General features: G+C 47.9%; 10 protein-coding genes. 7 read left to right on the plus strand and 3 right to left on the minus strand.

What is annotated here, in order from left to right:
- Positions 1-248 precede the first annotated feature (248 nt).
- From NYE54_RS07735 to NYE54_RS07745, 3 genes are all read left to right on the plus strand, one after another.
- Positions 249-1,700, plus strand: a complete 1,452-nt coding sequence (locus tag NYE54_RS07735) for a SulP family inorganic anion transporter (protein ID WP_339271291.1) — start codon at positions 249-251, stop codon at positions 1,698-1,700.
- A 199-nt stretch (positions 1,701-1,899) separates the two neighbouring features.
- Positions 1,900-3,816: a HAMP domain-containing sensor histidine kinase gene (locus NYE54_RS07740; RefSeq protein WP_339271293.1), complete on the plus strand. Its 1,917-nt coding sequence runs from the start codon at positions 1,900-1,902 to the stop codon at positions 3,814-3,816.
- 149 nt (positions 3,817-3,965) lie between these two features.
- A complete protein-coding gene (locus NYE54_RS07745; RefSeq protein WP_339271295.1) occupies positions 3,966-5,855 on the plus strand; it encodes an ATP-binding protein in 1,890 nt (629 codons plus the stop codon).
- A gap of 92 nt (positions 5,856-5,947) precedes the next feature.
- Here NYE54_RS07745 and NYE54_RS07750 read toward each other — a convergent pair whose 3' ends face one another.
- A complete protein-coding gene (locus NYE54_RS07750; protein WP_098742453.1) occupies positions 5,948-6,187 on the minus strand; it encodes an NHLP leader peptide family RiPP precursor in 240 nt (79 codons plus the stop codon).
- A gap of 72 nt (positions 6,188-6,259) precedes the next feature.
- Complete coding sequence (locus tag NYE54_RS07755; protein ID WP_339271298.1) at positions 6,260-7,213, minus strand: hypothetical protein; 954 nt, start codon at positions 7,211-7,213, stop codon at positions 6,260-6,262.
- A gap of 236 nt (positions 7,214-7,449) precedes the next feature.
- Between NYE54_RS07755 and NYE54_RS07760 the strand changes: the two genes are divergently transcribed.
- Positions 7,450-8,112 (plus strand): general stress protein, encoded by a 663-nt coding sequence (locus NYE54_RS07760; RefSeq protein ID WP_215159665.1) that lies wholly within the window; start codon positions 7,450-7,452, stop codon positions 8,110-8,112.
- Between the two features lie 605 nt (positions 8,113-8,717).
- Here NYE54_RS07760 and NYE54_RS07765 read toward each other — a convergent pair.
- Positions 8,718-9,827, minus strand: coding sequence for a GNAT family N-acetyltransferase (locus NYE54_RS07765; RefSeq protein WP_339271300.1), 1,110 nt, complete (start codon positions 9,825-9,827; stop codon positions 8,718-8,720).
- A gap of 191 nt (positions 9,828-10,018) precedes the next feature.
- Between NYE54_RS07765 and NYE54_RS07770 the strand changes: the two genes are divergently transcribed.
- The 3 genes from NYE54_RS07770 (at position 10,019) to NYE54_RS07780 (ending at position 13,249) form a co-directional block, all read left to right on the plus strand.
- On the plus strand, positions 10,019-11,467 hold the full coding sequence (locus NYE54_RS07770; RefSeq protein ID WP_339271302.1) for a potassium/proton antiporter: 1,449 nt from the start codon (positions 10,019-10,021) through the stop codon (positions 11,465-11,467).
- A gap of 205 nt (positions 11,468-11,672) precedes the next feature.
- Complete coding sequence (locus tag NYE54_RS07775; protein WP_339271303.1) at positions 11,673-12,146, plus strand: DNA starvation/stationary phase protection protein; 474 nt, start codon at positions 11,673-11,675, stop codon at positions 12,144-12,146.
- Between the two features lie 200 nt (positions 12,147-12,346).
- Positions 12,347-13,249, plus strand: a complete 903-nt coding sequence (locus NYE54_RS07780) for an EcsC family protein (RefSeq protein WP_339271305.1) — start codon at positions 12,347-12,349, stop codon at positions 13,247-13,249.
- The last annotated feature ends 108 nt before the right edge of the window (positions 13,250-13,357 follow it).

Below are 13,357 nucleotides of genomic sequence, written 5' to 3' on the forward strand. Positions count from 1 at the left end.
CGATGATGAACCATACAAGTTCTATCTTTCCCTGTCATTTGCAGCATTATGAAAATTTTAAAACAGGAAAAATGGACGAAATTCAAAACAAACGGGAGAAAATGTATGATTTCGTGGAATAGGTCCGCTAAATAGATAATGAAATTTTGAAATGATCCCGTTATAATCGAAAAAGTGACTATCGGACCGGGACAATCCTGAGAGTGGATTGTCAATAAACTACAATAGGACAGGAAGTGATTAGGACTTTGTTTCAATGGATTAAACAAGGCTTCTTTGGCAATTCACGCAGAGATATTTTGTCAGGATTGACGGTAGCGTTCGCTCTCATACCGGAAGCGATCGCATTCTCTATCATGGCGGGTGTCGATCCCATGGTCGGACTCTATGCTTCTTTTGTGATTGCTGTCAGTATTTCATTTTTCGGCGGACGTCCCGGTATGATCTCCGCAGCGACAGGGGCCATGGCATCATTAATGGGACCGCTCGTGGCGATGCACGGGATTGAGTATTTGTATGCGGCAACGATTCTTACAGGAATCTTGCAATTGTTGATGGGGGCGCTCAAATTCGGACGGTTTATTACGTTTGTCCCCCAGCCGGTCATCACCGGATTCGTGAACTCGCTAGCCATCATTATTTTTCTGGCCCAGCTTCCGAATTTCAAGGGTGAATCGTGGCCGATGTACTTGATGGTCATCGGAACGCTGCTCATCATCTATTTGCTGCCGCTGGTTACCAAAGCGATTCCCTCGGCGCTTGTTGCCATCATCGTAATGACGATCATAGCGGTGTGGTTCAAGGCTCCTGTGCAAACAGTGGGGGACACGGGCAACATTACGCAGGCTCTTCCGTTCTTCCACATTCCGAATGTAACGATCAGTTTGGATATGATCATGACGATATTGCCTATTTCTCTAGCTCTTGCTGTCGTGGGGATGACGGAATCGCTGCTGACGGCGTCGCTAGTCGATGAGCTGACGGATACCGGCAGCGACAAGAATCGCGAAATCCGCGGTCAGGGTGTTTCCAACGTGATCACAGGATTCTTCGGCGGCATGGCCGGTTGCGCTATGATCGGACAGACGGTGATTAATGTGAAATCAGGCGGTCGCACCCGGTTATCAACCCTGGTGTCTGGTGTGTTCCTGCTGTTTCTCATCATCGTGCTCGGCGACGTCGTGAAACAAATTCCGATGGCAGCGCTTGTCGGGGTCATGTTTATGGTTTCCATCGGTACGTTTGAATGGGGATACCTTCGCACACTTCACTGTGTTCCGCTGGGTGATGCCATTGTCATGCTGGCAACGGTGATCATCGTGGTGGCAACGCATAATCTGGCCATCGGGGTCATGACCGGTATTATGTTAAGCGCGTTGAATTTCGGCTGGAAAATGGCAAAAATCCAGGCCATACCGCATGTGCAGCCAAACGGTATGAAGGTATATGAAATCCGGGGGCCGTTATTTTTCGGTACAATGATGTATTTTATAAACCTGTTTGACGTGAATGAGGACCCTGAGCATGTCGTGATTGATTTTTCCAAATCCCATGTATGGGATCAGTCAGCCACGAATGCCATTTCCAAGGTATTGAATAAGTACAAGGAAGCGGGTAAAGCCATTACGCTCGTGGGGTTGAACGATGAAAGTCAGCGGATGGTTGATAAAGTCGGCCTTGCTTCAAGCTCCACACACTAGAAACGAAAAGGGATTGCTTTTTAGCCTTAGGGTTAAGAGCGATCCCTTTTTATTTTGCCTTTTATGTAATAAAAATTTTACAAACGGAACAGACGTTTCATGTTATATTGATTGTAAATGAACACGAAGTTTGTCGAATCAGCCGGACGGTGAAGATGCGGACTTTTATTGACTATAGACGGTTAGAGGTGCTGACTAGATGAAGGATATGCCCAAATACATATTCCTGCTTCTGCTGGTAGTGCCGCTGCTGCTGCTTATATCGATCATATCACCGGGAAAATCGGAAGCAAAGAATGCTCAAACCGTGATACCCGATTGGCAGTTTATGTGGGATGACGAACAACAGGATGTTGTTTCGCCAGTCAACCTGCAGGGAAGAAGTTGGTTGGCGGGAATACCAGACAAGACGGGACCCCCAAAGTCAGATGGGGTGTATTCAGCATGGAATCGTTTTACTTTGCCCGCTCTCCCTTGGAAGCATTCGGCCATCATGATTGACCGCATTAAGGGACAGGATGTTTTGGCTTTTTTGGATAATGAACAGGTGTATGAAGCCAAGCGAGACTATATGTATACGAGTCATTCTCTTCTGCTTCCGATCCATCCGGATGATGCTGGCAAGACCGTTTATATATGGACAAACGGCGTCAGGGATATGACGTTAGGCATCGATGGCGATATTATACTTGGCGAATATGAGCATCTGCGTGGAAGCTTTATCAAGAATGACCTGGAAGATTTCATATTGGGCAGCTCGTTTCTGTTTATTGCGGTGGTCATGTTTTTCTGCTGCTTGTTCCTTCCGAAGCATACGGTATCCAGTTGGCTTTCGCTTAGTGTGATTATTCTGGCAAGCGGGGCTATGCTTATTACGTATTCGCCGTTCCTATACACCTTCTATGGAGACCTGGGCAACGTGTGGGTCGCGGTGTTTGATATCTCACTCTTTGCCGTGCTGCCGGCGCTGTATTACTATTTTGAGAAAATATATGGTTCCGGGCCCTATCGAGTCATTCGCTACTGCCGAAGATTTCAAATAGCCTACTCCATAATGTGCCTGATATTTCTAGTTGCCCAGGTGGTCAGCGATCATTCATTTCACGAGATTTACTATCTTGTTTCGGTGAAGATCTTGGGCATTCTGATTATCCTGCAGATGCTGCTGCTTGTCGGTACCACCATTCTGTATGCTTCCAAGCGGAATAAGGACGCTTATATCTTTTCCGTTGGTTTCGGGATGATGGCGTTAGCAGCGCTCGGAGATCTGCTGGCCTTTTATTACCATGACGGACAATATCATTTCTTTCTATGGAAATGGGGCATCATCGGACTGATTGTCTCTCTGATCGTCATGCTGGGGCGTAAATTCGTCCGCAGCCATGAGCAAGTGCTGCAGTATTCCAGGAAGCTAGAGATGTTTAATAATGAACTTCAGCGATCGGAGAAAATGGAGATTATCAGCGAGCTGGCCGCCTCGGTTGCACACGAGGTTCGCAATCCGCTGCAAGTGACGCGCGGCTTCATGCAGCTTCTGGCACAGAACTCCAAGCAGGCGGAGAAGGAGTATTTTGGACTGGCGCTGAAGGAGCTGGACCGGGCTTCGGGGATCATCACGGATTTCCTCACGTTTGCTAAGCCTGAATTGGAGAATGAGGTCAAGCTGAATGTGTATGAGGAGCTGAAGCATGTGAAAGGCATCCTACTGCCGCTGGCCAATCTTAGCGGGGGCACGATCGAGCTGGATGTCGCGAAGGAATTATACATGACCGGTAATTCTTCCAAACTTAAACAAGCAATGATTAATATCGTCAAGAACAGTATAGAGGCACTGGATGGAGAAGGGGTTATTCGCATATGGGCCTATGCCAAGGGTGAAGAAGTGGTCATTCACATCAAAGATGACGGCATCGGAATGGATGCTGCGGATCTTGAGAGACTGGGTGAGGCGTACTTCTCCAATAAGTCCAAAGGGACGGGGCTCGGCTTGATGGTCACCTTTCGAATCATCGAAGCGATGCATGGCACCATTCATTTTGTTAGTGAAAAAGGAAGCGGGACAGAGGCTATTATCCGCTTTCCGGCCGTACCTGCTTTGCAGGAGGGGGAAGTATAAATTTAAGAGGGATGCCGTAACGGTATCTCTCTTTGTTATATCTTTAATAGAAAATTTTATCATTTTTCCGAATATTAGAAGGTGGAAGGTTTTGTTGCATCGAATAACACAGTAAGAGTTTCACTCATTATAATGTTTGAGGTGCGTCAATGAGGTCTGGATGGATAATCGCTGTGTTCCTGATCATCGTTTTTACTTTAAGCCAGGGGTTTCCCAGGCTTGTCTTTGCCACCGAAGAAACGGCAGCTCGTGCAGCGATTAAGGAGTGGAGAATCCTCTGGTCGGAATCCCGAGGGATTCCCGAGAGCGTGCCCGTCCACATCAATGACTGGATGGAAACTTCGGTCGGTGATTCGAAGCCTTTTAAGCCGCATACCAAGGCATCCGCGTGGATTTATATGAGGATTCCCGAGATCGCCTCTACATCCCCTGGCATTTTGATTGATAAGCTCCACGGGCAGAAGGTTGCGGTTTATGCGGACCATGAGAAGATTTACGAATCTACCCGAACGTACAATTATGAGCTTAATTACATTTTGCTTCCTCTGCATCAGGATATGCTCGGCAAGGATCTTCACATCTGGCTGGAGACCGCTAGGGATCATGTGACAATTGAAGGGAAAGTCCTCGTCGGCGATTATCAAGACATGTTTAATCGGTTTGTTAAGTCGAATTTGATGGACATCATTCTCGGGAGCGCCTTCATATTTATCGCATTGGTGATGTTGATCTGCGCTATTTTTCTGAACAGAAAATATTTGATCGCTGTATTATCCTTATCTTTAATTATTTTATCTGTAGGCATCCTGGTGTTTACATACTCCCCGTTTCTTTATACGATTTTTAATCAATATGGCAATATGTACACTCACTTATATGACATCTCATTATTTATCTTACTTCCTTCGTTCAGTCTCTTTTTTGAAAAAATCTTCGGGCCCGGCTGGAAGGGTTCGCTGCGTAAACTCCGCAAGTTCCAGATCGTCTACTCGCTGTTTTGCGGGCTGTTTCTGATTGCTAATCAATGGGGTTCAAATCAATGGTTCGACCTGTATTATTTCTTCTCCGTTCATGTCATGGGTGTTGTGATGATCGTTCAATTTGTATTGCTGGTCGGAAGCTCCATGTATTATGCCGTTAAGGGAAATAAGGACGCTGTTATTTTTAATGCAGGCTTTGCGGTATTCGCTGTTGTGGGCTTAAGTGAGCTGCTGCAATTTTTCCTCACTCGGGGCAGCTATAATCTCTTCCTTTGGAAATGGGGGATTGTCAGCTTTATTATCGCCCTGATTGTCATTCTCGGACGGCATTTTGCCAAAAATCACGAACGGATTCTTCAATACTCCAAGGAGCTTGAGATGTTCAACAATGAACTGCAGCGTTCGGAGAAAATGGAGATTATCAGTGAGCTAGCAGCATCGGTTGCGCACGAGGTTCGTAACCCGCTGCAAGTAACGCGGGGTTTCCTGCAGCTTCTCACCGGAAAAGCCCAAGCTGCTGAACGCGAATATTTAGATTTGGCTCTGGTGGAGCTGGACCGTGCTTCCGGCATTATTACGGATTTCTTAACCTTTGCCAAACCGGAATTCGGCAAAGACACCGTGCTTCGAGTTTCGGAGGAGTTTAAGCATATTGAAGGCATACTAGGCCCGCTTGCACACCTCCAAGGAGGCAAGATTACCGTAGATATTCCGGAGGATATTACGATTCGGGGGAATTCCTCGAAATTCAAGCAGGCCTTTATCAACATTGTTAAGAATAGCATCGAGGCGCTGGGCGAAGAGGGATTGGTCCATATCCGCTGCTATCGCCAGCAAGACCAGGTATATATTCATGTTGTGGATAATGGCGAAGGGATGGGGCCCGATGTGTTGGCACGGCTGGGAGAGCCTTATTTCTCCAACAAAACGAAGGGGACGGGGCTTGGCCTGATGGTGACCTTCCGCATTATCGAGGCGATGGATGGAGACATTTATTTTACGAGTAAAAAAGGAGTGGGGACGGATGCCGTTATTACGCTTCCCGCAGCTGGCGAATAATTCGCTAAGCTGCGGCAGCGATGACGGTTATCGTCCCCACTCGTTGTACCGATTACTTCTATTTATGAAATGTCCACGCTGTTATGTAGTCTTTACCAGATGGCTCTTTCTTTGGCTTCTGACTTGATCACGCCTGATGGATTCGGAGGAATGACCAGATAGAGCTCGTTAGGGTTCTCTTCAAGCGTTCGAATCTCGATGTGGTCGGGAATCCGTACCCCAAGAACTTCCTTGATGGCGGATTTCGGATCGCTGAGCAATTTTGCCTTAAAGCTAGGATCCTCCCAAGCTTTCTGAATCAATTGTGTTTGAAAGATGGCTTCTGTCGTCATAAGAATCACCCTTTCAAATAAATTGGTTATTTTTTACTCTTAAAGAATACCATGGAACAAATATAAAATCTATTATTTTTTGCTTAGAATAGACAAATAATAGTTTAACCCGCCATAAGAAAGCGTTTCTTTGCTGTTTTCGATATGATTCGCTTCGGTTTGAAGCTCATCCACCAACGTTTGATGAAAGGAGATGAGATGGGGGGCATCTATATCTATCGATAAGAGATGAGTATGGGTCGCTGCGGCAATGTCTGCATAGGGCTTCATCATGTTGTTGATATAGATGGCTTCTTGAACTTCGGGCAGCGTCAGAATCTCGCCATGTGGTCGTCCCAATTCCGATTTAATGAGAGACAGCAGGCAGTTGTAGCTGCCATCCGCAAGATCCTGCTTCCAATCGGTCCAATCGTCCATCATCTGCAAGGTCAGCAGAACCTGGTTCATCACATCATTCGTTCGTGGAATGAGGCTTGCTTGATCAGATAACAGCAGTGCGGCAGTGCTTCCCAGCTTTACGGGAGCTGCTTTTTTTGCAATCATGGCCCTGTTGTGCTTAAAGTAATCGTCCCGGGTTTCGTGGAGGACGCCTTCAGACCATTCATGCGTGTAGTTTTTGAAATAAGACCAGAAGTCGGAATTCGCTGGAAAGTAGGGCTGATAGGATGTGAGAAACTCGTAATACAGCAGGTTGGCAAGTGCGAGATGGTGTTTAGGATCTATGGGAGACTGACTGTCATAGGGCGAGTCCATGATGTCGTCTTGAATGAAGTAGTACAACATGCCGATAATGTTGGCCGCTGAGAGGTGACGGTATACATCGGCGGGGAGTGAGGTCAGTTCTTTCATCCAGAAGGGAAGCAGATAACATATGTAATTTTTGGAACTGTCCTGCTCGAACACGTCAAACTTTCTCAAGTATGAAAGACCGATTTCATTCAAGGGAGCAGGGAGCTCGGAAAGCCTTGCTTCGCAGGCTGAGAATGCGGCAGCAAGATCGTCCTCGAATGGCTTGAACCAGTTCATGGAATCACCAACCTATTCTATTTATAAGGAACCAAGTGCTTACTTGCTATATTAACATGGATCATCATAAAGTTAAATATTACCAGCTGCATTGAATGGGGTATTATGGGATTTTTGATGCTGTGGCGGGTACTTTTGCAGGCGGTACATTGGTTTTCTTGTTTGATTATGGCGACTGACGTTTAAGTTAGGGGTGTACAGCGATAAACCGAAAATGACCACGAGGAGGAATTCATATGACTCAGAAAATTGTAGGAGCTTTTCGGACGGAGCAGGAAGCAACCCGGGCCATTGAGGAACTAAAGCAGCAAGGTTTCAGAGCCGATGAAATCTCGGTTATTGCCAAGGATCGCGGTGAATCTTCTCATATTCAGGACGAGACCGGCACCAAGGCACCTGAGGGCTTGGCATCCGGAGCGGCCACAGGCGGTGTGTTAGGCGGTGTAACCGGATTGTTGGCCGGTTTAGGTGCATTGGCCATTCCGGGCATTGGTCCGATCATCGCGGCAGGTCCGATTGCGGCAACACTTACAGGAGCAGCCGTAGGCGCTGGGGCGGGCGGATTGGTAGGTGGTTTGATCGGCCTCGGAATTCCGGAAGAGCAAGCAGAGGAATATGGGGGCTATGTGGATGAAGGCCATATTCTGGTCATGGTGGATGCAGATGAAACGAATGGTGGCCGGGTATATGATATATTCCGCAGCAATAGCGCCATTAATGAACATCATTACCGTGAAGAAGGCACTTATAGCGGTACCGGTGCGCCGATAGACTCACGCTCTGAAGCAGCGGCTGCTACCGAGGATGCAGTTCCAGACCCTAACCTATATCAAGGTTATGGTGATGGTAATGGCGGTGCCATAAGTCCGGATCGGAATGAAATTTCGAAGAGACGATAAAGGTTATTGTTAAAATATGAATTTTCAATAATAAACCGCCCGGGATGAATCCGGGCGGTTTGTTCATGCGCGTTAATGTGTGTTTACCGCTTATTGCGCTGTCTCTGTACTCCCCTCGAACCGGGACCGCCAGGTCCGTGCCCGTGTCCAGGACCACCAGGACCCCCGGGATACCACGAACCCGGACCGTGTCCCGGTCTGCCAGGGTGCCACGGGCCATGCCCGTGTCCAGGAAATCCGTGGCCACCGGGGTATCCCGGATAAAACGGAGGGTACGGATAGAACGGGTAGTAAGGTGGAGGATAGTAAGGATAAGGATAGAATGGGTATCCGGGATAGAGACCCGGAATACCAAGGCCTCTTTTAGGATGTTGTCTCAAGCCATGCACCTCTTTCCATCTGATAGGTTATCTCATCCTATGTAGAAGCGGAGAAGAAGGGCACATATCCTGTCAAAAATAGGCGGACGGCCATAGTTGGTTATGAATAACAGCGCTGTGCAGCCTGGTAGAACGATTCAGATATAAAACCTAGCACATAAAAAGGTGCAAATGACCTCTCCGCTAAGGGGAGGGATCAAATGCACCTTCAGTGTCCACCTAAAGTCAAATATACTGAAGACCTGCTGTGTACGGGAGAGGAATAGGATCAAAGGTTACGCTTCCGTTTGCCCGATAAGATGATTCCGGATCAAACAGGAGCGAGAGCAACCCCTCATCATCCAGTTCCAATACTTCATTGTTCAGGGTTATACGGTAAGGACCATGTTCGCCATCTGCCTGAATCAGCCCCTCAGGCAGCAAAGGAGCCAACTGGCGAAGCAGTTCTGGGCCGCTAACCAAATAAACGGTCCCCTCATTCTGAATATATTCAGGCATGACGCCGGTAGATTGGATTAATGCTGCCAGCTCTTTATCCTGCCAAGGCAGCGGAACCGTTAGCTCTGAAAGGTTGAAGGACGAGATTGCCTCGGCTATGACCAGTGCCGCCGCTTCAGGGCTTCCCCCCCATTCTACAAGGGTAGACTCTCTCGAAGGAGTCATCACAACTCCGGGTACCGCGATGATGGCAAATGCGGTCAGCACGCCGTCTTCTTCGGCGACAAGCACCTGCTGCTCAAGGCGGATCACGTTGGAGTAGGCGCTTGCATCTAGCAGCTTGTTAAGCTCCGAAGCCGTGGTGACATAACCGGCTTCCCGCTGCTCCATTAGCCTTTGAAGGTGGAATAGATCCCGCGGCTGCATCCCCCGAATGCGCACTTGTTTTCCCGTCACCGTCCGCAAGGGCTCGATGGCGCCCTGGTCAAGTTGGAACCGGAATGCACGGCCGAACAAACGGCTGCCTGCCCGGGTGTACAGGGATCTGCCGCCGGAAATGAGGATTAAGGATGCCCCGGAAGCTTCCCCATGACGGATACACTGTTCCAGGAGACTGCCTGCGAGTCGCTGACCCCGGTAATCCGGATCCGTACAGACGGAGCCGATGGAATAGACATTTAACCTTGCACCGCGAGTTTGAATGGTAAATGGTACGAATCCCATGAATGAGACGAGTTTGTCTTGATCCCAGGCGCCGTAGGAATGGCTGATTCCCGGTGAGAATATTGGAGGAAAGGATACCCCCATAGAAGGCTGTTCCGGCTGCTTCAGAAAAATACGGTTGGACAGCTCAACAGCTTGATGCAGTTGATCGCTTTTCATAATAGAAATGTTCACTCGATTTACGCCTCCCCTATGTATGTCGCTTGTTACCAGTATAAAGTCATTGGGTGTGGAATTTCCAGTAAACGTTTGCAACTTCTTTGTTTGTCCGGCTTCGTTGTACTCCGTTCTTGAAGAAGCACTTGTTGTGTGCGAGGAAGGGTTAGTTTTCGGGTAATATAACTTACGAATCTGACACCGGAGGGATGAGCTTGCCAAGTTTTGTTGATTCCATGATTTTATTATGCGGCGCTTTGCTTCTGACAGGCGTACTCACCACCAAGTTTTCTTCTCGCTTCGGCATGCCCGCCCTGGTACTGTTTATCGCCATCGGGATGATTCTCAGCCGCTTCATTTATTACGATAATGCGGAGCTCACCCAGCTGGTCGGGATATTTGCGCTGATTGTTATATTGTTTCAAGGCGGGATGCAGACCGATTTCAAAGAAATCAAGCCGGTTTTGGGGACGGCCATTTCACTTGCCACGATTGGTGTCTTGTTGACAACGGTTGTCGTCGGAATCTGCGCCGCATTCATTCTGGATATTTCGTTACAAGAGGGGCTGTTAATTGGTGCGATTGTTGGTTCGACGGACGCGGCAGCCGTTTTCTCGGTTCTCGGCGGAACGAATCTGAAGAAACGGATTCGAATGACGCTGGAGGCTGAATCCGGAAGCAATGATCCGATGGCTGTGTTTCTAACCGTGTCCTTAATCGAATGGATCGAACACCCGAAATTACATTTGATCGGTCTTATTTTTTCCTTCGTGAAGGAGATGGGATTGGGCCTGGTTGTCGGTGTTCTTATTGGAATGCTGGCTGTATATGTGATCAATCGCATCAATTTCGATTCCTCGGGTTTATATCCCGTGACGGCATTGGGATTCGCCGTACTGACTTATGCCGCTGCCGCATGGCTTGGTGCCAGCGGTTTGCTGGCCGTATACGTTATGGCTTTGCTGCTCGGCAACACCGAGCTGACGTACCGCAAGACAATTCAAGCATTTAACCAAGGTTTTGCATGGATGATGCAGATCGTCATGTTTGTGCTGCTCGGGCTCCTTGTTTTCCCGAACGAGCTGTCGGAGGTCGTATGGCAAGGACTGTTATTGTCTTTGATTCTCATATTAATTGCCAGGCCGATCGGCGTGTTCAGCAGCCTGTTGTTCACCAAATTTGCCATGCGGGAGAAAATATTAATTTCATGGGCGGGCCTTCGCGGGGCCGTTCCGATCGTCCTGGCTACATATCCCGTTCTGGCGGGCATCAGGCATGGAGAATTGTTTTTTAATGTCGTGTTCTTTGTTGTGTTGACCTCAGCGGTGATCCAAGGCACTACGATCTCTCCGCTTACGCAAAAGCTTTCGCTGGTGGAGAAGGATAAAGCCAAAGCACCGACTTTATTAGAGTTAATGGCTCTTGGACAAGCGGATTCCGAGATCAACCATGTTCTGGTGGATGGAGATTTGCCCATTGTCGGCAAAGAGATTCAGCAACTGAATCTGCCAGATGATATCCTCTTTACGGCTATTATTCGGGAGAAGCGTATCATTACGCCTAAGGGGAGTACGGTCATTGAGGCAGGGGACACTTTATATGTGATGAATCCAAAGCAAAAGCGGAAGGAAATGAAAACGATCCTGGGCTTGTCCTAGGGTTCTTCACGGCAGAGAGATATGATGCCTGTCATTGCAGTTGATCTTAAAAATAAACTAGGATAGGTATAAATAGGAGGTAATTTCTTCATCCTATCTTCATCTGATGAGTTTCGATTTCCTTTGCAAAAGAGACAAGAATCTGTTATGATTAATACAAGGATTTAGAATAAGTCTAAATGCAATATTAAAGGAGACGATATAAATGAGTAACTTAACCCAACAAGCACAAGGAACAACAACCAATGAACTTCTACAAATTTTGAACACGCAGGTAGCCAACTGGAGTTTGCTTGGTGTGAAGCTTCACCACTATCACTGGTATGTACAAGGTCATCAGTTCTACGTGCTGCACGAGAAATTCGAGGAACTGTACAATACAGCAGCGAGTTATGTGGATGAACTGGCAGAGCGGATGCTGGCCATTGGCGGTAAACCGGCAGCCAGCATGGCGGAATATTTGAAGCTGTCCACGCTGCAGGAGGTTTCCGATGAGAATACGGCTGAACAGATGGTCGGACAGCTGGTTTCGGATTTCGAGCAGCTTGCCAACGAACTGAAGGCGGGCATCGAAGCCGCGGATCAAGAAGGGGACGACGCTACATCCGATCTGTTGACTGGCATGGTCAGCAATGTACAGAAGCATTCCTGGATGCTGAATGCCTTCTTGGGAAAATAAATCTCACATCTGTATGCTTGCCGTCTCATGACAGATTGTGGAAATAAAAGAGAGAGATCGACCTCATGGGGGTTGATCTCTTTTTTATTAACCTTATGAGTGATGTTATAAGATAAAATTTGAAAATTATTGCGTCTTTCTTCCATGCCCTGCGTATACAGTTTATAGTTATTTTTTAATTGCGGATAGGAGTAATGAGGATGACCGAGATGGAATCACGACAACAACTGGAGTCACAGCTTCAAGAGATTTTGAAATGGGAGAAAGAGCAGAAGGACGTCATGTTCTGGGAGAAGCTCGGAAGAATTCCTTTTATGCTGCTGGATCGCCTCACGCCCAAGGCTGTACAAGAGAAAATCGGAAGTGCCTTGAATGAGGTAGGCGGATTTATTCAGAGCGGCGGGAAACATCTGGTTCGCGAGAAGTCGGTTATGAAGGTTCTGGCGCAAACAGCGGGATTGGACGGTCCAAACCCGGTTTCCGGCCCTTCCGTCAAGTCCGCTCAGGAGGAATACATGGAAGATGAGAATGGAGAGGAGGAGGCTGCTTCCGGGCTTACCTTGGCATTTGCCGCGAAGCTACCGCTCCAAGTCATGGATAGCGCAGCGGATACGCTAACCGTAAAACGCGTCAAATTCGCCGCAGCGCAAGGAGCAGCAACGGGAATCGGGGGCATATTTACGATTGCGGCCGATCTGCCGATGGTGCTCGGTCAATCGCTTAAAGTGCTGCAGGAGATGGCGCTTTGTTACGGGTATGATCCGAACGATCCCCGGGAGCGGGTGTTTATCGTGAAGTGCTTGCAGTTTGCATCCGCCGATATCGTGGGGAAAAAAGCGGTGCTTGAGGAGCTCGCCAGTTTTGATGATGAACAAGTGACGGAGCAGGTATTCTCACAGCTGCAGGGCTGGCGTGAAGTCGTTCAGTCGTATACCGATAACTTCGGGATGAAGAAGTTGTTTCAGCTGATTCCGATTGCTGGGATTGTATTCGGTTCAATCAGCAACAAGGGGACGATTAGCGATGTGGCTGAGGCAGGGAAAATGCTCTACAAGAAGCGTCGTCTGAATTACCGGCTTAGGAATATGGAATACCCTATGTAATCGTTTATTCCTCTTGTTGAAATGATAAAAAGGGTTATCCGCCATGCGGGCAACCCTTTTTATCATCATTACGGTAATTAGAACTGACGTATTTCACGCAAAAGGCTT

Source organism: Paenibacillus sp. FSL K6-1330, assembly GCF_037976825.1.
GTDB lineage: Bacteria > Bacillota > Bacilli > Paenibacillales > Paenibacillaceae > Paenibacillus_AQ.